The 22,321-nt window shown below is 66.2% G+C and carries 19 protein-coding genes; 7 read left to right on the plus strand and 12 right to left on the minus strand.

Annotated features, from left to right (window positions below; all coding sequences use genetic code 11):
- Nucleotides 1-49 precede the first annotated feature (49 nt).
- Nucleotides 50-328, plus strand: coding sequence for an amphi-Trp domain-containing protein (locus ATJ93_RS09230; RefSeq protein WP_120244363.1), 279 nt, complete (start codon nucleotides 50-52; stop codon nucleotides 326-328).
- 12 nt (nucleotides 329-340) lie between these two features.
- Here the strand turns inward: ATJ93_RS09230 and ATJ93_RS09235 are convergent, their stop codons facing one another.
- Nucleotides 341-1,201: a UbiA family prenyltransferase gene (locus tag ATJ93_RS09235; protein ID WP_120244364.1), complete on the minus strand. Its 861-nt coding sequence runs from the start codon at nucleotides 1,199-1,201 to the stop codon at nucleotides 341-343.
- A 148-nt stretch (nucleotides 1,202-1,349) separates the two neighbouring features.
- Here ATJ93_RS09235 and ATJ93_RS09240 point away from each other — a divergent pair, with 148 nt between their 5' ends.
- Nucleotides 1,350-3,068, plus strand: a complete 1,719-nt coding sequence (locus ATJ93_RS09240; protein ID WP_120244365.1) for a thiamine pyrophosphate-binding protein — start codon at nucleotides 1,350-1,352, stop codon at nucleotides 3,066-3,068.
- 12 nt (nucleotides 3,069-3,080) lie between these two features.
- Here the strand turns inward: ATJ93_RS09240 and ATJ93_RS09245 are convergent, their stop codons facing one another.
- Entirely contained in the window at nucleotides 3,081-4,514 is a 1,434-nt protein-coding gene (locus ATJ93_RS09245; protein WP_120244366.1) for an FAD-binding oxidoreductase, read from the minus strand.
- Nucleotides 4,515-4,596: 82 nt separating this feature from the next.
- On the opposite strand from ATJ93_RS09245, the gene ATJ93_RS09250 reads away from it, so the two are divergent.
- Nucleotides 4,597-4,896 carry a hypothetical protein gene (locus ATJ93_RS09250; protein WP_120245233.1) on the plus strand — a complete coding sequence of 100 codons (300 nt, stop codon included), beginning with the start codon at nucleotides 4,597-4,599 and terminating at the stop codon, nucleotides 4,894-4,896.
- 14 nt (nucleotides 4,897-4,910) lie between these two features.
- Here the strand turns inward: ATJ93_RS09250 and ATJ93_RS09255 are convergent, their stop codons facing one another.
- Complete coding sequence (locus ATJ93_RS09255) at nucleotides 4,911-5,876, minus strand: NADPH:quinone reductase (RefSeq protein WP_120244367.1); 966 nt, start codon at nucleotides 5,874-5,876, stop codon at nucleotides 4,911-4,913.
- A 266-nt stretch (nucleotides 5,877-6,142) separates the two neighbouring features.
- Between ATJ93_RS09255 and ATJ93_RS09260 the strand changes: the two genes are divergently transcribed.
- Both ATJ93_RS09260 and ATJ93_RS09265 read left to right on the plus strand, forming a co-directional pair.
- Nucleotides 6,143-7,348 carry an ABC transporter substrate-binding protein gene (locus ATJ93_RS09260; RefSeq protein WP_120244368.1) on the plus strand — a complete coding sequence of 402 codons (1,206 nt, stop codon included), beginning with the start codon at nucleotides 6,143-6,145 and terminating at the stop codon, nucleotides 7,346-7,348.
- A 1-nt stretch (nucleotide 7,349) separates the two neighbouring features.
- Complete coding sequence (locus ATJ93_RS09265) at nucleotides 7,350-8,537, plus strand: ABC transporter substrate-binding protein (protein ID WP_120244369.1); 1,188 nt, start codon at nucleotides 7,350-7,352, stop codon at nucleotides 8,535-8,537.
- A gap of 49 nt (nucleotides 8,538-8,586) precedes the next feature.
- On the opposite strand, the gene ATJ93_RS09270 is transcribed toward ATJ93_RS09265, so the two are convergent.
- Nucleotides 8,587-9,708, minus strand: a complete 1,122-nt coding sequence (locus ATJ93_RS09270; RefSeq protein ID WP_120244370.1) for a pyridoxal phosphate-dependent aminotransferase — start codon at nucleotides 9,706-9,708, stop codon at nucleotides 8,587-8,589.
- Between the two features lie 162 nt (nucleotides 9,709-9,870).
- Between ATJ93_RS09270 and ATJ93_RS09275 the strand changes: the two genes are divergently transcribed.
- Nucleotides 9,871-10,527 (plus strand): DUF6517 family protein, encoded by a 657-nt coding sequence (locus tag ATJ93_RS09275; protein WP_120244371.1) that lies wholly within the window; start codon nucleotides 9,871-9,873, stop codon nucleotides 10,525-10,527.
- A 185-nt stretch (nucleotides 10,528-10,712) separates the two neighbouring features.
- On the opposite strand, the gene ATJ93_RS09280 is transcribed toward ATJ93_RS09275, so the two are convergent.
- Both ATJ93_RS09280 and ATJ93_RS09285 read right to left on the minus strand, forming a co-directional pair.
- Nucleotides 10,713-11,579: a 2-oxoacid:ferredoxin oxidoreductase subunit beta gene (locus ATJ93_RS09280; protein ID WP_120244372.1), complete on the minus strand. Its 867-nt coding sequence runs from the start codon at nucleotides 11,577-11,579 to the stop codon at nucleotides 10,713-10,715.
- Entirely contained in the window at nucleotides 11,576-13,330 is a 1,755-nt protein-coding gene (locus ATJ93_RS09285; RefSeq protein ID WP_120244373.1) for a 2-oxoacid:acceptor oxidoreductase subunit alpha, read from the minus strand. The genes ATJ93_RS09280 and ATJ93_RS09285 overlap by 4 nt, the downstream gene beginning before the upstream one ends.
- Nucleotides 13,331-13,556: 226 nt before the next feature.
- Here ATJ93_RS09285 and ATJ93_RS09290 point away from each other — a divergent pair, with 226 nt between their 5' ends.
- The gene (locus tag ATJ93_RS09290) at nucleotides 13,557-14,213 is read left to right on the plus strand and encodes a ferredoxin--NADP reductase (protein ID WP_120244374.1); all 657 of its coding nucleotides are present in this window, start codon (nucleotides 13,557-13,559) and stop codon (nucleotides 14,211-14,213) included.
- Between the two features lie 221 nt (nucleotides 14,214-14,434).
- On the opposite strand, the gene mce is transcribed toward ATJ93_RS09290, so the two are convergent.
- From mce to ATJ93_RS09325, 6 genes are all read right to left on the minus strand, one after another.
- Nucleotides 14,435-14,818 carry a methylmalonyl-CoA epimerase gene (mce, locus tag ATJ93_RS09295; protein ID WP_120244375.1) on the minus strand — a complete coding sequence of 128 codons (384 nt, stop codon included), beginning with the start codon at nucleotides 14,816-14,818 and terminating at the stop codon, nucleotides 14,435-14,437.
- A 107-nt stretch (nucleotides 14,819-14,925) separates the two neighbouring features.
- Nucleotides 14,926-15,765: an aldo/keto reductase gene (locus ATJ93_RS09300; RefSeq protein WP_120244376.1), complete on the minus strand. Its 840-nt coding sequence runs from the start codon at nucleotides 15,763-15,765 to the stop codon at nucleotides 14,926-14,928.
- Between the two features lie 92 nt (nucleotides 15,766-15,857).
- Nucleotides 15,858-18,119 (minus strand): PQQ-dependent sugar dehydrogenase, encoded by a 2,262-nt coding sequence (locus ATJ93_RS09305; protein WP_120244377.1) that lies wholly within the window; start codon nucleotides 18,117-18,119, stop codon nucleotides 15,858-15,860.
- 203 nt (nucleotides 18,120-18,322) lie between these two features.
- Complete coding sequence (locus tag ATJ93_RS09310; RefSeq protein WP_120244378.1) at nucleotides 18,323-20,005, minus strand: acyl-CoA mutase large subunit family protein; 1,683 nt, start codon at nucleotides 20,003-20,005, stop codon at nucleotides 18,323-18,325.
- A 97-nt stretch (nucleotides 20,006-20,102) separates the two neighbouring features.
- Nucleotides 20,103-20,702: a GNAT family N-acetyltransferase gene (locus ATJ93_RS09315; RefSeq protein WP_120244379.1), complete on the minus strand. Its 600-nt coding sequence runs from the start codon at nucleotides 20,700-20,702 to the stop codon at nucleotides 20,103-20,105.
- Between the two features lie 543 nt (nucleotides 20,703-21,245).
- Nucleotides 21,246-22,211 carry a M48 family metallopeptidase gene (locus ATJ93_RS09325; RefSeq protein WP_120244381.1) on the minus strand — a complete coding sequence of 322 codons (966 nt, stop codon included), beginning with the start codon at nucleotides 22,209-22,211 and terminating at the stop codon, nucleotides 21,246-21,248.
- Nucleotides 22,212-22,321 lie beyond the last annotated feature (110 nt).

Genomic DNA, 22,321 nt, shown 5'->3' on the forward strand with positions numbered 1-22,321 from the left:
ACTATCGTTAGGCAGACGCCTTTTTCGGCGGTTCGTGGTACGGCCGGCTATGGTGGAAACAGTCTCCGCCGAGAAACTCGACCGCGAGGAGGCCGCCGAACAACTCCGTGAACTAGCCGACGAACTCGAGAACGGCGACGAATCGACGGTCAGAGCGGGGAACAAGACGGTCGCCCTTCGGCCGCCGTCGTCGATCGCGTACGAGGTCAGCGTCCGCGAGCGGTCGTCGATCCTTCGAGGGCAGCGCGAGTCGGTGACCATCAAGATGGACTGGCGCCCGTCGAACGTCTCCGAAGCGGGTGACACCGCGGGCGCCGAAGCCGAGTAGCTCGTCGGCCGCTCACGCGAACCCGGCGAGCGGTTCGAACCAGACCGCGGCCACGAGCACGGCCAGAAAGACGTACGAGCCGCGGATGAGCAGCATGGTCGCGAGTTCCGGTCCCGCACGCCGGGCGGCGAGCGCGACCGCCGCGAACGCGAGCGCTGCCAGCACCGCGGTCGGCGGAAAGAGGCGCGCGACCGCGAGGGCGACGACGAGCAACAACGCCGTCACCATTAGCCCGTACGCGAGGTCGTAGGCGCGGGACGGGCCGACGGTGACGGCGACGGTACGCTTCTCGATCGAGCGGTCGTAGTCGTAGTCCTGGGCGTCGTCGATCACTTTGATTCCCGACAGCAGAACGAGGAAGACGGCGGCGAAGCCGAGCGGGACGGCGGCGAACGCCGCGGCCTGCACGTAGAAGCCACCCAGTAGCGAGAGCGCGATTCCCAGCGGGTAGCCCGTCGTCGCGGTGACGGGATTCGTGTCGAGTTGCGGGGCGTGGTGGTAGGCGATTAGCCACGTCGGGACCGTCAGCGCGACGGCGATCCAGTTGACGAACGCGAACAGCAGTGCACAACACAGCGCGAACAGCCCCGTCGACAGCGCGAGCGCGACGCGACACCCACGCTCGGTCAGCGGATGGTCGTCGTCCTCGCCGCGGACGTAGAAGTCGACGTAGCCGTCCTTGACGTGGGCGGTGTAGACCGCCGCGAACATCGCGACGACGTGGATCGCCGCGACCGTCGGCGCGATATCGCCGGCGAGGATCCCACCGAACAGCGACGCGGCCAGCGGCGGCGTCATGAAAACGGGATGGACCTGCGACCAGACGGCTCGAGCCGTCGCGTCGATCCCGGTCCCGTCTCTCGCGAGGGCCATGTTTCGGGCGACAACGAACTGATATATAATACCCGGGTCGGCTACGAGTTGGAGTGACCGAGAGCGGACGCCAGGACGCCGGGTCGTAGGCGCCCACCCTTCGACGGCCGGCCCACCATTTGATTGGCTGGGTCGTTGAGGACGACCTATGTCAAACGGCTCCAACGACGGCTCCGACGGCTACACCGGCGCGGACCTCTTCGTCGACGCCCTCGAGTCCTACGGCATCGAGTACGTCTTCGGCAACCCCGGGACGACCGAACTGCCGGTCATCGACGCGATCGGCGACAGCGACCTCGAGTACGTGCTCGGACTCCACGAGGACGTCGCGGTCGGGATGGCCGGCGGCTACGCCCAGACCCGACGGTACCACGCCCATCACGACGATTCGGTCAACCCCGTCGGCGTCGCGAACCTCCACGTCGCGCCCGGGCTAGCCCACGGGCTAGGGAACCTCTACGCGGCTAAGCGCGCGGGGGCACCGGTCGTCGTTACGGCGGGAAACCACAGCACCGACTTCCGCCACGAGGAGCCCGCGCTGGCGGGCGATCTCGTGGATCTGGCCGACCAGTTCTGCAAGTGGTCCGCCGAAGTGCTGAACGTCGAGGCGCTGCCGACGATGCTCCGGCGGGCCGTCCGCGTCGCCTTGACGCCGCCGACCGGTCCCGTCTTCCTCGGCCTCCCGCTGGACGTGATGATGGCCGAAACCGACGCCGAACCCGAGCGACTCGGCGAGATCCCCAACGCGGGGAGCGGCGATCCGACCCAACTCGAGGGCGCCGCCGACCTCCTGACCGACGCCGACGACGAGGACGTGCTGATGGTCGTCGGCGACCACGTGGCCCGCTCGGGCGACGAGGCCGTCGCCGCGGCGGTCGAACTCGCGGAGGCGATCGGCGCCCGCGTCCACGGCGAGGTCCACGTCAGCGAGATCGACTTCGCGACCGATCACGACCAGTGGGTGTCCTACGTGCCGCCGGACGAGGAGCGCGCGGCGGAACTGCTGGACGCGGATACCATCCTACTGGTCGGCACGTCGACGAACACGACGCTGACCCGCCACGAGGGACCGTTGTTCGATCTCGACGCGACCTTCGTCCACGTCAGCGACGACCCCTGGGAGGTCGGGAAGAACCAGCCCGCCGACGCGGCCGTCGTCGGCGACACCGGCCTCGTCCTGCAGGAACTCATCGAGCGCGTTCAGCCGAAGATCGACGACGGAACCGTCGAACAGCGCCTCGAGTCGGTCCGTGACCTGAAGTCGACGGTCGAGGACCGGCTGGCCGACATCGGCGAAGGTGAGATGCAGGACGACCCCCGCGCCTCGAAGGCGGAACTGATCGACGCGATGCGATCGGTCGCCGAGGACGCCTACGTCGTCGACGAGAGCGTCACCTCGAAGTACCCGATCATGACCCGCTGGGACTTCGCGCCCGAACAGTTCGTCTCGAACAAGGGCGGCGGCCTCGGCTACGGGCTTCCCGCGTCGGTCGGCGCGGCCCTCGCCGAGGATCGCCGCGGCGACCCGCGGGACGTGATCTGCTTCGTCGGCGACGGCTCCTACCTCTACTACCCCAACTCGATCTACAGTGCGGTCCGCGAGGATCTCGATCTCACGGTCGTCATCCCCGACAACCGCAACTACCGCATCCTGAAGGACAACACGCTGAAACTACTGGGCGGCGACGAGGACGACCACGAGTTCGTCGGCATGGACTTCGAACCGCCGGTCGACATTCCGAAAAACGCCGAGAGCCACGGCGCCCGCGGTCACCTCGTCGAGGACCCCGACGAGATCGAAGGGGCGCTCGAGGACGCCCTCTCGAGCGAGGGCGTCGACGTGCTCGACGTGCTTGTGCACGATTGAATCCCGAAACGGTCACGTGCGGTTGTCCGATCTCTCTCGAACCCGCTGGCCGTCGGCCGTCTCCGGAAAGATCTTCCCCGGATTCAGCGTGTCCGTCGGATCCAGCGCCCGCTTGACCCGCCGCATCGCGTCGACCGCGCCCGCGCCGTGCTCGGCCTCGAGGAACTGTCGCTTCCCCTCGCCGATGCCGTGCTCGCCGGTGACCGTGCCGCCGAGTTCGATGGCTTTCTCGACCGTCTTTCGGTAGACTTCCTCGCCGCGCTCGACCATCTCCGGATCGTCCGTGTCGACCAGCACGTTGTGGTGGAGGTTGCCGTCGCCCGCGTGGCCGTAGCAGGGCGCCAGCAGGTCCTGCTCCTCCGCGAGACGCTTCGCTTCGCGGACCATCTCGGGGTACGCGCTGATCGGCACCGTCACGTCGCCGGGATGCAGGGTGCTCAACTCGGGCTCGTAGTTCTCGACCGCGAAGGCGATCTCCCGCCGAGCCTCCCAGAGTTCGTCCATCTCCTCGTCGTTCGCGCTGATCTCGAACTCGAGGACGTCGTGGTCCTCGAAGATCGTCCGGCAGAGGTCGATCTCCTCCTCGATGCCGTGGTTGGCGTGGAACTCGAGGAACACCGTCGGCGCGTCCGGCAGGCCGGTGTCGAGGTAGTCGTTGGTCATCCGGACGCTCAGTTCGTCGAGCAGTTCGATCCGCGCGACGGCGACCTCCGTCCGGACGGCCTCGGCGATCGCGGCGGTGGCGTCCTCGAGCGTCTCGAAGACCGCGCGTCCGCCGCGGATTTGGTGGGGGCGGCCGGCGAGTTCCAGCGTCGCCTCGGTGACGACGGCCAGCGTGCCCTCGCTACCGACCAGCAGGTCGGTCAGGTTGTAGCCGCTCGAGGTCTTGGCCGCCCGCGAGCCCGTTTGAACGACGGTCCCGTCCGCGAGGACCGCCTCGAGGCCGAGCACCCAGTCCGCAACTTCGCCGTAGCGGACGGTCTGCATCCCGCTGGCGTCGGTCGCGATCATCCCGCCGATCGTGGAGATGTCGCCCGAGGACGGCAAGGGCGGGAACATCAGCCCGTCGCGGGCGACGCGCTCGTCGACCTCGCTGCCGATGATCCCCGGCCCGACGTCGATCTGGAAGTCCTCGGGCCGGTAGTCGACGACGGCGTCCATCCGCGTGAGATCCAGGCTGATCCCGCCGTGGGCCGGCACGGCGTTACCTTCGAGGCTCGTCCCCGCGGCGTAGGGCGTGACCGGCACGTCGCGCTCGGTCGCCGCCTCGAGGATAGTCGACACGTCTTCCGTGCTTTCGGGCCAGACGACGGCGTCGGGCAGCACCTCCCGGCCGCGCTGTTCCGACCCCCAGTCGGCGGCGCGGTCCTCGCGCCGGCTCTCGGCGAACGAAACCTGATCGTCCTCGAGCGGGAGTTCCTCGAGGAACGAGCAGTCGTGCGTCATATCCGTACGTCGACCACGTCGCGTATCAACGTTTGGCCGCATCGCAGGAACGCTCACGGTGCTCGAGACCGTCCCTGCGAGCGTGCCCGACGACCAGCCCCGCGACCGACTGAACGACCGAACGCGACGACTTCACGATCACCTCGAGGCGACGGCCGAACTGCCGCTCGACCGGACGGCGAGTCGCTGGATCGGCGAGGCGGAAGCCGTCGCCCGCGACGTCGCGACGAACGACCTCGACGCCGAGACGACCCGCGACCGCGTCGCAAAGGTTCGCGAACTGCTTTCGGAAGTCGGCGATACCGGCGACGAGGCGGTCGACGAGCACCTCGAGGCGGCCCGCCGGTGCTGCGACGAGGTGCTCGAGGTCGAGGATCGGTGAGCGGCGACGGTTCCTCAGGGCTCGAGGACGAGTTTCCCGAAGACGCTGTCCTCCATGACCGCCCGCTGGGCCTCGCCGGCGTCCTCGAGGTCGTACCGCTCGTCGAGCTCGATCGAGAGTCGGCCGGCGTCCATGAGGTGGGCGACGCCGCGCAGCGGCACCCGGAGATCCGGCGTGTTGAACATACTCATGAACTGGTAGCTGACGTCCTTCGAGCGGGCGGCGCCGTCGTTCGTAAAGCCTGGATCGGGGCTGTTCTCGCCGATGCCGACCACGCGGGCGCCCGTTGCGGCCACGTCCGCGTCGAACTGCAGGTAGTCGTCCAGCCGGTGGTCGAGGACGACGTCGACCCCGCCGTCGCTGGCCTCGAGGACGGCATCCGCGAGGTCGTCGCGAGCGTAATCCAGAACGGTGTCGGCGCCCATCGCCTCGAGGTCGTCGTGGTACTCCTCGGCGGCGGTGGTGATGACGCGAGCGCTCACCGCGTCGGCGATCTGGACGGCGGCGTGGCCGACGCCGCCGGAGCCGCCGTGGACCAGGCAGTACTCGGCGGGCTCGAGGTCCGCGTGATCGATCAGGGCGCGCCAGGCGGTGACGGCGACGACGCCCGCCGCGCCGGCTTTGGTGAGGTCCGCGCCGTCGGGGAGCGCGACGACGCGGTCCGTCGGGACCGTCGCGTATTCGGCGTACGCGCCCTGATACGAGCCGTTGCCGATGCCGGTTCCGTAGACGCGGTCGCCTTCGGAGAAGGTCTCGACTGCATCACCCGTTGCCGCGACGGTGCCCGCGAAATCGACGCCGGGCGTGAACGGGACGTCGACCGGGTCGTACGACCCGTCGCGGAAGTAGGTGTCGACGGGGTTGACCCCCGCCGCAGCGACCGCAACGAGCAGTTCGTCGTCGTCAGGTTCGGGACGATCGACTTCTTCGACCTGCAGTACGTCCGAACCGCCGTGTTCGTGAAGGCGTACAGCGCGCATCTCGGTCGTCGTACGCGCTACAGCACCGTATAAATCGGTGTCGGACGATCGACGATCGACCGATCTCTGGCAGGTCTCGCAATAACTGCGCCATCGATGTACTCGAGATACCCAGTCCACCGCTGACAGTGGCGTGGACGTATACGGGGCTCGATCAGCGAGAGGGCAGTCCAGAGCCGTTTCTGCGCCGCAAATTCCTGTCGTTCAGTTTTTAGGCGCGCCTAAGATTCGAAAATCCTTTATTGTTTTAGGCGAGCCTAATTCCCATGCCCGATGAATCACGACGGGACAGCATAACGCGGCGACGATACATGCGGTACGGCGGCACGGTCGCGGCCGGCGGGTTGCTCGCCGGCTGTACCGGTCCTGAATCAGAAGGGAACTCGTCCGTCGACGTCGAAACGGACGACGACAGCGACTATTCAGTCGAGATCTCGCCCGTCGGCGAGGTCACGTTCGAGGAGGTGCCGACCGACGTAATGTCCTACAGTCCGCAGTACGCGGACATGCTCGTCGCGCTCGGCCACGACGAGTCGCTCAACTCGATCGGCTTCGCCGACTACGGGGAGACGCTCTCGTATTTCTTCGATCCGCTCGAGGGTGTCGACTTCGACGCGGAGGGACTGACGGAGCTGTTTTCCAACGGGTCGTTCGACAAAGAGGTCCTCTACGAACTGGACAGCGACGTCCACCTGATGGATCCGGCCTGGACCTCGACGTTCGACGGCTGGTCGAAAGACGACACCGACGAAATTCGCGACAACGTCGGCCCCTGGTTCGCGAACAGGTACAGTCGACAGCACGCCAGTCCGCCCGAGGAGTGGGCGGCGGACTACCAGTTTTACACCATCTGGGAACTCACCGAGAAGGTCGCGCAGGTGTTCCAGGAGGAAGAACGATTCGCGGCGCTACAGGAGGTGTACGACGACATGTACGGCACGATCCGTGCGAACCTGCCGCCGGCGAACGAACGGCCGACGGTCGGACTGGTAACCTACTACGACGACCAGTTCCACCCCTACCGAATCACGGGCCCCGGCTTCGGCAAGGCACACGTCCGCCCGCTCGAGGCCCGCGACGCGTTCGCCGACAGCAACAAAACCTACGCGGAGAACTACGAGGCCGCCTACGACTTCGAAGGCATGCTCGAGGTTGATCCCGACGTGATTCTGCACAACTTCGCCGTGACGCCGTTTTACGACTGGGGAGAGATCACGGACACGCTCGAGGACCACCCCCTCGGACAGAAGCTAACGGCGATCCAGAACGACCGATTCTACGCTTCGGGGCAGTCGTTCCAGGGGCCGATTCAGACGCTGTTGCAGCTCGAGATGACGGCGAAACAGCTCTATCCAGACCAGTTCGGCGAGTGGCCCCGATACGAACCGGGCGACAGCTACCCCGACTTCGACGAGGACGAACGGCTGTTCGATCACGAACGAGTCGAGGAGATCGTCGCAGGTGAGCTCTAAGATGAGCGACGAGAACGACGCAGCCGGGACGACGCGGAGAGACATGGTCGAGTACGGCGGTGCGATACTCGCCGGCGGACTGCTCGCCGGGTGTACTGGCGCCGAATCCGACTCCGACGCCGAGTCGACCGCAGCAGCCGACGGCGAAGACGACGCGGGCGACTCGAGCGCCTACGAGGTGTGCATGGAACCCGCCGGCTGCCTCGAGTTCGACGAGGTCCCCGAAACGTACGTCACCTACAAGGAAGCCTGGGCCGAGATGGGCGTCGCGCTCGGCGTCGGCGACCGACTGGCCGCGACGGACCTCGGGTACGGCGCCGTCGACCGGCTCAACGAACTGTTCTACGAGCAGTTACCCGGTGTCTCGTTCCCGACCGCCGGGGACGGCGTCGTCGACATTCGCGGCGGTGGTGACGCCGTCGACAAGGAGGTGTTCTACGAAATCGACGCGGACGTCCACCTGATGGACCCGAATCTGCCGCGCGTCTATTTCGACTGGTCCGACGACGAGACGGCGGAAATCGACCAGAACGTCGCACCGTTCTTCGGGAACTTCATCCGGCGAGAGCGCGACGACGCCTGGGGAGACGACTACGAGTTCTACACGCTCTACGAGGCCTTCGAGACGGTCGCGAAACTCTTCCAGCGCGAAGAGCGCTACGAAGCGTTCGCGACGCTGCACGACGAGATGCTCGAGACGATCGACGCGCGGCTCCCGCCGGAAGACGAACGGCCGGCGATCGGACTGCTCAACGGCGGTTCCGATCCGGCCAACGGGACGTTCTACGTGATGGACATCGCCGATGCGGGGTACGAGATGAAACAGTACCGCGACCTGGGAATCAAGAACGCGTTCGAGGGCGCCGAAACAGGCGAGCACGGGAAAGTCGACTACGAAACGCTCCTCGAGTACGATCCGGATCAACTGTTCATCCACTGGGGGATCACGCACTCGGAGTCGGAGTTCTACGAGACGTACGTCCGGCCGATGGAGGAGGGGTCGACCGGGCAACAACTCACCGCGGTCCAGAACGACGCGGTGTACCCCGCCGGCACGGCCGAACAGGGGCCGATCACGAACCTCTTCCAGACGGAGATGCTGGCCCGCGATCAGTACCCCGAGGAGTTCGGCGGCGAGCAACTGTTTGACCGACAGCGCGTGGCGGATATCGTCACCGGCGACCTGTAGCGCGCGCGTTGTTGCGCCCCAACTCCCCAATTGTGGCGGCGTTCGACTCTTAGCGGACGGCCCGCGTCGCGTCGTCCATGATCTCGAGGGCTTCCTTCAGATCCTCCATTCCGGTCGCGTACGACAGTCGCGCGTACCCCTCGCCGTTCGCGCCGAAGGCGTCGCCGGGGACGACGACCACGCCGCGCTCGAGCACTTCGTCGACCCACCCCTCGGGAACCTTCGGCATCGCGTAGAACGCCCCCTCCGGCGTCGGCACCTCGAGCCCGGCGTCCTCGAGGCCGTCGAGGACGACGTCGCGCCGTTCTTCGAAGGCGTCGACCATCTCGTCGACGGGATCCTGCGGCCCGGTCAGCGCAGCTTCGGCGGCGTACTGGGCCGGCGCGGAGGCGCAGGCTTGGCCGTACTGGTGGACCCGAAGCATCCGCTCGATGCGGCGATTGGAGCCGACGACCCAGCCCAGTCGCCAACCGGTCATCGAATAGGTCTTCGAGCAGGCGCTGACGACGACCACGTTGTCCGTCTCGGCGAACTCCATCGGCGAGCGGTGAACGCCGTCGAAGACGATCTTCTCGTAGACCTCGTCGGAAATACAGAGCACGTCGTGTTCGTCGGCGATGCGGGCGAACTCGCGCACGTCGTCCTCGCTCTGGACCGCGCCCGTCGGGTTGGCGGGGCTGTTGACGACGAACGCCGCAGTATCCTCGGTGATGTTCTCTTCGACTGTGGCGGGATCGAGCGTCAGATCCTCGCGCAGACCGACCGGCTTCGGCGTCCCGCCGGCGAGTTTCGTCAGCGCGTCGTAGGAGACGAACCCCGGATCGGGGAAGATTACCTCTTCGCCGGAGTCGACGTGGGCCTCGAGCGCGATGTGCAGGGCCTCGCTGCCGCCCGCGGTGGCGATGATGTCGCGGGGTTCGATCTCGAGGCCGTAGTCGCGGTCGTACTTCGCGGCGATGGCCTCGCGGAGGCTCTTCGTCCCCTTGTTGGAGGTGTAGGCGTCGGTCAGCCCGTTCTCGATCGCCTCGATCGCCCCGCGTCGGGCGTGGGCGGGCGTCGGGAAGTCGGGCTGACCCAGCCCGAGGTTGATCGCGTCGTCGCCCGCGGCCTCGAACACCTCTCGGATGCCGCTGATCGACACCTGTTCGACCCGCTGTGAGAACTCCGTCATATGCTACACCCGCGCAGTCGATCCCGATAACGCTTGCTGTGTTCGTCTCAGCGCCGAATCGAGACCGTTCGCACTACGTGATAATCAGGCGATAGAAACCGTCTTGACTACGAAATCACAGAAGCCGCAACTAATATACGGCTCCTGTCGAACTACTCGAGCATGACTCCCTCTCGCCGTTCGCTACTCGCCGCGGGCACGACGGGTGCGCTCGCACTGACCGCCGGTTGTCTCGACTTCGTTCTCGGGAACGGGCCCCTCGAGTTCGACGCCCGACGCGCCGCACCGACCGACGCGGCGCTCGCGGAGACGGGCTACGAGGAAACCCAGGTCGAAGAGCAGTCGATCGACGAGACGATTCAGGCCGGCGTCGAACGCGACGTGCGCGCCTCGATGTGGCTCTCGCTGTACTCGAAGGCGCGCAACCTTCAGGGCGAGACGATCGACGCGAGTGTCTTCGCGGCCGTCTCGATTCCCGCGATCGAAGTCGCCGGCCGCTCGTTCAACCCGATCGAGAACATGAGCAACGAGGAGCTGCTCGAGGAGGTCATGAACCGCGCGGGCGACGACTTCGGCTCGGTCAAGAACATCGGTCACGAGGAGTCGTTCGGCCTCGATATCCTGGGCGCCGGCCGCGAGGTCGACGTCTTCTCCGGTGAAACCGAGTACAACGGCCGCACGGTCGAGGTCGAAATTTCGCTGGCGTCGTTCGCCCACGAGGAGGACCTGCTGATCCTCGTCGGGAGCCACCCGAAACCGTTCGCCGAGGAGTCGGCGAACGTCGAGGTGCTGATGGAGTCGGTCGAACACCCGGTCTAAGCCGCACTGACGAGCACTCGGTCTAAGTCTAAGTCACACTGACGCTGTTGGATTCTTTCCCCGCCCACTCCGTAATCCCTGCACAGCAACGGGACTCGCCAGTCTCGCTCGAGGGCGTCGAAATCGAACCGCGAACCGAAGAATCGACGTAAAAACGGGACCGCGAACGGTGGCGGTGGCGACGCTCAGTAGAACTCGCGAACGAGGTCCATCGCGTCGTCGGGCGCACCCTCGGGAATCTCGGACATGTCCTCGGTGACGCCGTGTTTCTCGTGGTACGGCACCGAGTTCTCGTCCTTGTACATCACGCCCTGGTACTCCTTGTCGCTGTCGAGGATGACTTCCTTGGCGGCCTCGTAGTCGTTGGGGTCGTGGTCTTCGTCTTCCTGCAGGTCCACGAGGTTGTCGCGGAAGTAGTCGTAGGTGTCGACGTCGTTGAACGTGACGCAGGGGCTGAAGACGTTGACGAAGCCGAAGCCGTCGTGCTCGATGGCCTCCTGGACGATCTCCTGGTGGCGCAGCGCGTCCGAGCTAAAGGACTGGGCGATGAAGGAGGCGCCCGAAGCCAGCGCCAGTGCGAGCGGGTTGACCGGCGGCTGTTTGGGCCCCTCGGGGGTCGTCGAGGTCTCGAAGTCAGACCGCGAGGTCGGCGAGGCCTGGCCCTTCGTCAGGCCGTAGATGCGGTTGTCCATGACGACGTAGGTCATGTCGACGTTCCGGCGGACGGCGTGGACGAAGTGGCCGGCACCGATCGAGTAGCCGTCGCCGTCGCCGCCGGCGACCATCACTTCGATGTCGGGGCGGGCCATCTTGACGCCCTGGCCGACCGGGAGCGCGCGACCGTGGACCCCGTGCAGCGCGTAGCTGTGCATGTAGGTCCCGATCTTGCCGGAACAGCCGATCCCGGCGACCACGAACGTGTTGTCGGGGTCGTTGCCGGTCTCGGCGAGGGCTTTCATCATGCCGTTCATCGTCCCGAAGTCCCCGCAGCCGGGACACCAGGTGGGTTGCTTGTCGGATTTGAAGTCGGTGAATCGAACGTCGGAGCTCATTGTGCAGGCACCTCCGCGGAGAGTTTGTCGGTGATCTGTTCGGCGAGTTCGTCCGCCTTGAAGCGGACGCCGGTGTACTTGTTAATGCGCTTGAGACGGGTAAGTGCGTCGTGCTCGAGCAGGTCCGCGAACTGTCCCGTCGCGTTACACTCGACGACGATGACCTCGTCGGCAGCCTCGATCTCGTCGGAGAGGTCCGGACGCGGGAAGATGTAGGGCACCGAGATCACGCGCAGGTCGATGTCGTCCTCCTCGAGGTACTCGAGCGCTTCCCGCAGTGCGCCCTCGTTCGATCCCCAGGAGATGACGAGGTTGTCGGCGTCGGAATCGCCGAACTCGCGGTAGTCCCAGTCCTCCTGTTCCTCGGCGGTTTCGACCTTGCGGTAGCGCTTGTCGACCTGCTGGACGCGCTCGTCCTCGTCCTCGGTCCGGCGGCCGAGCTCGTCGTGCTCGAGGCCGGTGGACATGTGAGCGCCGTCGGTGGTGCCGGGGATGGCACGGGGGCTGACGCCGTCCTCGGTGACGGCGTGGGCGCGGAATCGGCCCTGGGCGTCGAGCCACTCGTCGACTTCGTCCTCGTCGACCAGCTTGCCGCGGTCGATCTCGACTTCGTCCATGTCGAAGGTTTCGGGCCGGAACGTCTGTTCCGTGACCGACATCGCCAGGTCCGACACGAGGAAGACCGGAATCTGGTACTTCTCGGCGAGGTTGAACGCCTCGATGGTCTTCCAGAAACACTCGGCGATCGACGTCGGCGTGACGACGAACCGCGGGATCTCGCCGTGACCGCCGTACAGCGCCATGTTGAGGTCGCCCTGTTCCTGCTTGGTCGGCATCCCGGTCGACGGACCCGAGCGCTGGACGTCGGTGATGACGAGCGGCGTCTCGCTCTGGGCGACGAGGCCGAAGGTTTCGGTCATGAGGTCGATCCCCGCACCCGAAGTCGCGGTCATCGCTCGTGCGCCGCTGCGTGCGGCGCCCAGGGCCATGTTGATCGCCGAGAGTTCGTCCTCGGCCTGGACGACGTGACCGCCGTAGTCCTCGATCCGGCCGGTCAGGTACTCCATGATGGAGGTCGCGGGCGTGATCGGGTAGCCTGCGTAGAACCGGCAGCCGGCCGCGAGCGCGCCCATCCCGATCGCTTCGTTCCCGTTCAGCAGGACGTAGTCCTCGTCGGTCGTATCGAGATCGTAGTCGAGATCCAGATCGTAGTTCTCCTGGACGTACTGCTGGCCGAGGCGAGCGGCTTCCTTGTTGTTCTCGACGATTTTCGAGCCCTTGCCGCCGAAGCGCTTCTCGAGGGCTTCGTCGAGGTACTCGACGTCGAAGTTGGTGATCTCACAGGCGGCCCCGAGCGCGACGATGTTGCGCATGATCGCGCCGCCGGCGTCTTCGGCCAGCGACTTCAGCGGAACGTCGACCGCCGTCATCTCGTCGGGGATGTCGGCTTCCCAGGAGCGTTCGCCGTCGTAGATGATGGCGCTCTCCTCGTGGAGTTCGTCCAGATTCTCGTCGATCGTCCGCTGTGTCAGCGCGACGAGAATATCGAGTCGGTCGACGACGCTTTGGACGCGATCGACCGACGTGCGGATCTTGTAGGCGGTGTAGCCGCCGCGGATCCGCGACGCGAAGTCCTTCGAGGTGAACACGTGTCGCCCGGCTCTGGACAGGGCCTGAGCAAAGATTTTTCCGGTGGAGTCGATACCGTCTCCGGCCTCGCCTCCGACCGCCCAGTTGAGGTCCTCAGCCATGTTATGCCGCACCTTGCCTCCAGTAAATGAAAAGGCTTCTGAAACCCTCACCGGGTCACCCCAACGGAGGCTGATATGTCTGGTCCTCGACTGTCTACGGTTCCGTTCGCTCGGCCCCGTCAGAATCGGCTGGAACGACGGACCCGACGGGCCGGACGAACCTGTCGGGCCGGACGAAACGACCGCGAACGGAACGCCTTTTCGACCCCCGCCCGAACGCCGTCGTATGGATGGGACCCCAGTAACCGTCGAATCGGTACGCGACGTCGGTCCGGACACCGTCGCGCTCGAACTCGAGACGCCCGACGCGTTCGATGCGCTGCCGGGCCAGTTCGTCCTGCTTCGGGCGAGTCCTGACGGCACGGACGACGCCGACGACGAGGTCGTCGAACGCCACTACACGCTCTCCTCGCCGGCTGTCGACGACACGTTCGAGATCACGGTCGGCGTCGATCCCGACGGCGACCTCTCGCCCTGGCTCGCCGACCTCGAGGGCGGCGAGACCGTCTACATCGACGGCCCCTACGGGGCGATCACCTACGAGCGAGACGCCGACGTCGTCGCGATCGCGGGTGGGCCCGGCGTCGGCCCCGCAGTCGCGATCGCCGAGGCAGCCCGCGACGCGGGTCACGAGGCGGTCGTCATCTATCAGGACGACGAGCCGGCACACCGCGAGCGCCTCGAGGCGCTCGAGGACGACGGCGCAGCGGTCACGACCGTCGACGACGATGCTGACGAGGCCCTCGCAGCCGCGATCGAAGCCCACGTCGACGACGGCCGGATCTACGCGTTCGGGTTCGACGAGTTCGTCACGTTCGTCGCCGAGTCCATCGACGAGGCCGGCGGCGATTCGGACGAGGCGCTGATCGAGAGCTTCGGGTAACCAGACCCGGACCCGGACCCGGACCGGCTGTGCAACGTACCCGAAAGGTTACAGGAAAAGATTACTCGACAACTCAGTAAGCGTTTCGTGCGCCGTCCGTCCTCTCGATTTTCAGTATCGAGTATCTGACTATCGCCGTTCCCGGCGATCGGTCGCTACGGCCACCCTCGTGACGATCCGTTAGCTGCGGCGGACGAGTCGCTGCCGATCGCGGGTGGCGCTCAATGCTCGACGAATTCGATCAGTACGCCGCCCGTATCCGCCGGGTGGAGAAAGGCGACCGTATGTCCCCACGCGCCCGGTCGCGGCTCCTCGTCGACGAGTCGCACGTCGTTCTCGCGCGCTCGCTCGAGCGCACCCTCGATGTCGTCGGTCGCGAGCGCGAGGTGGTGAATCCCCGGCCCGCGGTCGTCGAGGTACCGCGCGATCGTCCCGTCCTCGAGCGGCTCGAGGAGTTCCAGGTAGCCGTTCCCGCAGTCGAGGAAGACGACGCGCATGCCGTCGAACGTCTCCTCGTGGGCGATCTCGAGGTCGAACAGGGTTTCGTACTGGTCGGCGAGTTCGGCCGCCTCGTCGGTCGCGATGCCGGCGTGATCGAACTGCATGGCTGAGAGATTCGTCGATCGGTGACAAATATCGTGGGGGTCGCTGCGTGCGGGTAGGGTAGCGCCGCCCCAATCGCTCGAGCGGCGACGGACTGCTCCGCGATCGGTCACCGTAGGCCGAGTTTGACGGCCAGCCGATCCCAGACGCCGTCGCCGACCTCGGTGACGGCCGCCATCTCCTCCTCGGAAAGTTCGAAGTCGAAGACGTCCGCGTTCGCCTCGATGTGTTCGCGGCTCGCCGCTTTCGGAATTGGTGCGACCGACGGCTGCTGGAGCAGCCAGCGCAGGGCGACCTGGGCGGCGGATTTGCCGTACTCCGCCCCTATCTCCGCGAGCCGATCGTCGCCCGGTACGGCGCCCTCCGCGAGCGGGCTGTACGCCGTCAGGCAGACGTCGTTTTCGACGCAGTACTCGAGGAGATCGTCCTGGTGGTGGTAGGGGTGGTACTTCACCTGGTTGGCGACGATCGGCGTCTGCGAGAGGGCGATCGCGTCCTCGAGTTGCCCGACGGAGAAGTTGCTGACGCCGATGTGATCGACGGCGCCGTCCGCTTGGAGTTCGTTCATCGCGTCGATCGTCTCCTCGAGCGGCGCTCGGTCGCTGGGGGCGTGTAACAGAAGCAGGTCGACGGTCGACAGTCCCAGGCGCTCGAGGCTCGCGCGGGTCGTCTCGAGGACGTCGTCGAAGGCGGCGTTGTCGGGGTGGACCTTCGTGACGACGAAGATTGCCTCGCGGTCGACGGGACTGTTTGCGATGGCCTCGCCGACGGCCCGTTCGTTGTCGTACATCTGCGCGGTATCGACGTGGCGGTAGCCGACCTCGAGGGCGGTCTCGACCGCCTGTCGGCAGTCGTCGCCGGTCATCCGTGCAGTGCCGAATCCGAGCGCCGGGATTTCGGCGCCCCGTGCGGAAACCGTCGTGGTGGCGATAGCGCTGGCGTCGCTCATAGCGGTCGTTCACCGGCGATCGGTATCAAGGTCGGGCCGGCGGCCGTTCGACCGGTCGAAAAGAACTCGAGAGCGCGGCTCTCGAGGCGTCGCTACAGGTCGGTTTCGTTCGTTCCGTCGTCCTCGACCGTCGCGTTGTCGTCGGTTACGTTGTCGGCCGTCTCGTTGCCGTCGGTCTCGTCGATCGGCTCGTCCTGCGTGTCCTCGGTCGCGTTCTCCTCGTCCTCGACGTCCTGCTCGTCGGCACCGCCGTCGGCGTCGTCCGTCTCGGGCGCCTCGAGTTCGTCGCCCTCCTCGGGCGGCACGATCTGCATCACCGCGCCGGTGTCGCCCTCCGGGACGCCCTCCTGGTTCGCGAGCACGTAGACGTTGCCGTCGGCGTCCTGCCCGAACTGGCGGACGAAGTAGGGGAACGAGCCGTCTTCGGTGCCCGAGACCTGGAGTTCCTCCATCTCCCAGAGTTCGTCGCGCGGGACGACCTGGTCCTCGTCCGCCGGCTGGGTCTGCCCCATGTCGGCCGTCGTCTCGTCGCCGTCGCCCGTTTCGTTCGTGGCGTTATCGAACCCGCCCTCTTCGATGCCGTTCTCGTCCGTTTCGTTGCCGTCGGTCTCGTTGATCGGTTCGTCCTGCGTATCCTCGGTCGCGTTCTCGGGTGTCCCCGACTCCTCGGGGGCTGCGCCTTCGGTCTGTTCGGTGCCGTCGCCGCCGTCCCCCTCGCGCTCGGACGCGGCGAGGAGTCGCCCGTTCGGCGACTGTCGCGCCGGGTCCGACGTCCAGTCGCCGAAGACGTACTTCCCCTCGAGGTCGCTGACATCGCCGGCCTCGTAGACGTGGCCGCCGATGATCGTGATGCCGACGACCTCCTCCTGGTAGATGTGGGGGTACTCGACGATGGGGTCCTGCAGTTCCTGGCCATTGTAGGGCGGTTCGTCGGGCGCCGAGTCCGGACAGTCCTCGGGCGGATCGCCGGGACTGTCGGTGCTGAAGCAGTGGGTGCCCTCCTTGACGTTCCAGCCGTAGTTACCGCCGGCTTCGACGATGTTGGCCTCCTCGAAGAGGTCCTGCCCGGCGTCGGAGACGAACAGCCGGTCCTGGCTGTCGAAGGAGATGCCGAACGGGTTGCGAAAGCCCCACGCGTAGTACTCGTCGAGTCCCTCGTCGGAATCGACCAGCGGGTTGTCCTCGGGGATGCCGTACGGCCGGTCGCCGTCGCCCTCGCTGTCGACGTCGATCCGGTGGACGCCGCCGAGCAGGGTGTCGGTGATGTTCTGGCCGTTCCCGCCCTCGTTGTCGTCGTACCAGTCGTCGAGGTGGCCCAGCATGTCGTCGTTCGCACCGCCGCCGTCGCCCATCGGCACGTAGAGGTAGCCGTCGGGCCCGAACGCCATCGGCCCGGCGTCGTGGTTGTACTGGGGCTTCTGGAACGCCATGAGCACCTGCTCCGACTCGGGGTCGGCGCTCCCGTCGTCGGCCTGGAACTCGGAGACGACCTCGACGTGGCTCCAGCCGTCGGGCGTCTCGTCGTTCGGCGGCGCGCTGTAGTGGACGAAAAAGCGGCCGTTATCCGAAAATTCGGGGTGCAGTTCGACCCCGAGGAGCCCGCGCTCGTCGTAGTCCTGATTCTCGTCGGCGTACTGCCCCTGGAACGTCCCGAGTTCGACCATCCGATCGCCGACGTCGAGGAACGGTTCGTCCTGCAGGTCGCCGTCTTCGACGACCCACAGTTCGCCCGTCTGGTCCGCGACGAAGTACCGGTTCCCGTCGGCCTCGGCGGCGAAGTCCGTCGGCGCAGTCATCCCGTCCGCGACCGTCTGCAGGCCGATCTCGGCACCCGCCTGGAAGAACCCTTCCTGCGCCTGTTGGTCGGCCTGTTCTTCCTGCTGGCCGCCGCCGTCGCCGCTACTGACCGAAATGTCACCGTTCATAGTCGGCCGATGGGGTTCACAGAAGTACGTCGCCATATCGCTCGTCGCTTCGAACTCGAGGGTCTGAGTCTCGCCCTGCGAACTCATGATCTCGGTGCGCTCGAGTTCCTCGCCGTCTTCGCTCTCGATGACGACGTTGTGCGGCGCCCCGTCGATGTTCTCCCACGTGAGTTCGTACGTCGTTCCCTCCTGGAGCTCGAGTGTCGGGTTCGTCTCGTCGGCGATCGCGTCGGGCGCGACGCCCATCCAGCCGCTCGTCTCGCCGCCGAGTTCGATCGTCTGGGAGTCGAACTGGGCGAGGGCGGGGCTGGCTACCCCAGCCACGCCCGCGGCCGCGGCCACCTGCAGGATGCGGCGACGGGAGGTCGGGGAATAGCCCTCGGCCGATTCGGAACCGCGCGTCGATCGCTCGTTTGGCGTATCGCTCATGTGATGCTCACGGCCCGCCGTCGGGCGATATGCGGATAAACCGAGCCGACCGTTCCACCGAGTTCTCCGATCAACAACGGCTTTGCTGGAAACCACCCGACACAACCGGCTGTAACTGACTTTTACTCCCTTCGGTCGGTGGCGTTGTGGAGCCCTAATCCGCGGTTTCTCGGAGGTATTCGCCGGTCAGAGGGCTGTTCAGGCTACAGCGCACTGCCGGGTTGGTACTCGCCGAACTCGTCGCGCAACACGTCACAGATCTCGCCGACCGTCGCGTAGGCCTTCACCGCCTCGATGATCGGCGGCATCAGATTCGCGTCACCCTGGGCCGCTTCGCGCAGCGCCTCGAGCGCCGCGTCGACGGCTTCGTCGTCCCGACCCTCGCGAACCGTCTCGAGGTTGTCGATCTGCCGTTGCTGGTCCTCCTCGGTGACCTCCTCGACGTCGACCGTTGGATCTTCGTCGACCTCGAACTCGTTGACGCCGACGATGATGCGCTCTTTCTCTTCGATCTCTTTCTGGCGGTCGAAGGCGGTGTCCTGGATCTGGCGCTGGACCCACTGCTGCTCGACGGCCTCGAGCATACCGCCGCGCTCGTCGACTTCCTCGAGGATTTCGTAGGCCTCCTGCTCGACCTCGTCGGTGAGAGATTCGACGTAGTAGCTACCGGCCAGCGGGTCGATGGTGTCGGCCGCACCGGACTCGTGGGCGAGGATCTGCTGGGTTCGCAGGGCCGTTCGGACGGATTCTTCAGTGGGGAGCGCGAGCGCCTCGTCCTTCCCGTTGGTGTGGAGGCTCTGGGTGCCGCCCAACACGGCCGCCAGCGCCTGGTAGGCCACCCGAACCACGTTGTTCTCGATCTGCTGGGCAGTCAGCATCGAACCCGCGGTCTGGGTGTGGAACTTGAGCTGCTTCGATTTGGGGTCGTCGGCGTCGAAGCGCTCGTCCATGATGTCGTGCCACATTCGCCGAGCGGCCCTGAATTTCGCCACTTCCTCGAAGATGTTGTTGTGTCCGTTGAAGAAGAAGGAAAGCTGGGGGGCGAACTCGTCGACGTCCAATCCCGCGTCGAGAGCGGCTTCGACGTACTCGATGCCGTTACCGAGCGTGAAGGCGAGTTCCTGGGCCGCCGTCGACCCGGCCTCGCGGATGTGATACCCCGAGATGGAGATGGTGTTGAACTTCGGGGTCTCCTCGGCGCAGAACTCGAAGATGTCCGTGATGATCCGCATCGAGGGCTCGGGCGGGTAGATGTAGGTGTTGCGCGCGATGTACTCCTTCAGGAGGTCGTTTTGAATCGTCCCGCGGAGTTCCTCGCGGTCGACGCCCTGCTTGTCGCCGACCGCGATGTACATCGCCAGCAGCACCGAGGCCGGCGCGTTGATCGTCATCGACGTCGAGACCTCGTCCAGCGGAATGCCGTCGAAAACGGTCTCCATGTCGTCCAAGGAGTCGATCGCGACGCCGGCCTTGCCGACCTCGCCGGCCGCCATGTCCGCGTCCGAATCGTACCCCATCTGCGTCGGCAGGTCGAAGGCCATCGAGAGCCCGGTCTGGCCCTGCTCGAGCAGGTAGTGGTACCGCTCGTTGGTGTCCTCGGGCGTCGAGAAGCCGGCGTACTGGCGCATCGTCCACAGCCGGCCGCGGTAGCCCGTCGAGTAGACGCCTCGGGTGTAGGGCGGTTCGCCCGGGTAGCCCAGATCCTCCTCGTAGTCGAGGTCGGCGACGTCGGCTGGCGTGTAGAGGCGGTCTACCTCCTGACCGCCCGTATCGGTGGTGAAGGTCTCCTTGCGCTCGCCGAAGCGCTCGACCACGGGCTCGACTGACTCCGCCTCCCACTCCTCGTGGCCCTCCCGGATCGCCTCGAGATCGTCGGGATCGAACATTATAGATCACTACGATCGGGCGGGGCTTGAAGATTGATATCCGGTCCAGCATTGCCCGCCGGAGTCGACGCTCGAGGCGACCGTACGCTCCGCCGCCTCAGCGCCCCGTATCGTACTTGTACGTCGTCGACTCCGGATCGATCCCGAAGTCCTCCGGCGTCTCCGTGTTCGAAACTTCGTCGCGGCCCTCCGGGGCCCGCTTGAACGCCTCGCGGAGCCGCTCGGGCATCCGGAATCGGTCCACCTCGAGCGCGTAGGGGACCGCCTCGGGGTCGACGCCGTCGCGCTTCTCCGAGAGTCGGTCCTGCAGCGGTCCCGGTAACTTCGATTCGTCGATCCGCCGGAAGCCGAACTGCGCGAGGTAGGCACCCTCGCCCGTCAGCGCGTAGACGGTGTCGAACCCCTGATCGCCGGCGTACTCGACGAGCCGTTCGACGACGTGGGCGCCGACGCCCTGGCCGCGCCACTCCTCGAGGACGCCGATGCTGGTCAGTTCGCAGACCTCGTCGGGTTCGTCCTCGCGCTCGCTGTCGGTCTTGTGAATCCGGATTCGGCCGAAGCCGGCCTTCTCGTCGGATACCTCGTCGACGGCGAGGACGTAATCGCGCGAGCGGAACGCCGTCTCGTCGAGCCCCATCGACTCGATGTGGTCGAGCAGCCAGACTTCCTCCCTGTTTTTCGCGTCCCGCACGTACATGCCGCCACGTAGGTCGCGTACGGCCAAAAGCGTTTGTGGGTTGCCACAATTTCGGGCCGCGGGTCTGTCCCGTCGGATCGATCCGCGCGTCTCGAGTGGGTTCTCGCCGCAGCTCTCTGTCGGGATTCACCGCGCAACTCACAGCTGCTGATCGTTTGTCCACTAGCGGCGGGATTTAGTCGAGTAGAAGCACGACAATTGCACAGTTTGAGACCATACGGGCAAACTATTTGCCACTTCGTGGTAGTGGTTATCACACTATGGCCGAATGCGACCGCTGCGGCGACGAGGTACCGCGCCTGTTCGAACACCACACTCGCACCGAAACCATGACGCACCGCCGAACGCGACGCGTCTGCGCGGACTGCCACCCATCGGTTTCGAACGCGTCTCGGATTCCCGTTCCGGATGGCGGTATCCGTGGCGCGATCTGCCCGACGTGTTCCGGCGCTACCATCGAGCACGACGGCGTCTACACCTGCCTCGAGTGTGGTTGGACGGGCTCGAGCTGATTGCCGGGCTCCGTCCCGGCACCGCCGTCGATCACTGAACGTCGATCCGCCGTCCCGTTCCACCGCCCGATTTTCGCGCCCGATCGACCAGCCGTTCGATTCGGTCGTCGGTCGACGGGTGTGTCGAGAAGAGTCGTGACCAGGCGTCCGCTCGCTCGTCCGTGTGGACGTACAGCGGCGAGAGCAGCCCGCGCTGGGTATCCGCAACGCGCTGAATCCGACGGAGTGCACGGGCGAGCGCGAGTGGATTGCCAGTTACCGTTGCGGCACGGTCGTCGGCAGCGTACTCCCGGCGTCGCGAATGGGCCCGAACCAGCGCCGTAACTGCGAGCAAAGCGACCGCGACGCCGCGCTCGGCCCCGCGCACCACGCGCCCGAAGATCGTCTCGGGCCAGGCCTGCGGGCGGCCCCGCATCCACGCGATCGAACGGGCGAGGCCCCCGATCAGGAGCAACGCCGGCAACAGTACCATGACGGCGAGCCCCGCAATCGTCCGGAAGACGCTGTACGCGAGCGTCTGGACGAAGGCATCGTACCCCTCGAGGTGGGCGAGTTCGTGGGCGACCAGCGCCTCGAGTTCCGCGGACGACAGCAGGCGAAAGAGCGAGCGATCGAGGACGACGATGCCGCCGGTCGCGCTCCCCAGCGCGAAGGCGTTCGGCGTCGGCAGTTGCGCGACCATCACGGTCGGCGGGTCGACGTCCATTCGCTCCGCGAGTCCGTCCAGCCGCCGATACAGCGTCGGCGCGCGCGATCGCGGGAGTTCGACGGCCTCGAGTTGCGAGAGCAGTTGGGTCCGTCCGAAGCGATAGCTCAGGTAGCCGACGACGAGTCCGACCGCGACGACGATCGCGAGCGTCGTCACCGGATCCGGCGCGGAGAGCCACAGCGTCGCGAGACCGAGGTAGGTCAGCGCCGCCAGCCCGGCGTAACAGCACAACACCGCGAGGCCGACCAGTACGAGGAGCACTCGCGGCGCCGCCCGGGTTGCACTCATCGCGTGAACGTAGGGACGGGCGTCGCAAACGCGTTTCCGTTCACGTTCGGGACGAACGCGGGCACGGTCGACGCGTCGGCGTCCGCCGTTCTCGAGAGGGGACCTACCGA

This window comes from Halopiger aswanensis, from assembly GCF_003610195.1.
Classification (GTDB): domain Archaea; phylum Halobacteriota; class Halobacteria; order Halobacteriales; family Natrialbaceae; genus Halopiger; species Halopiger aswanensis.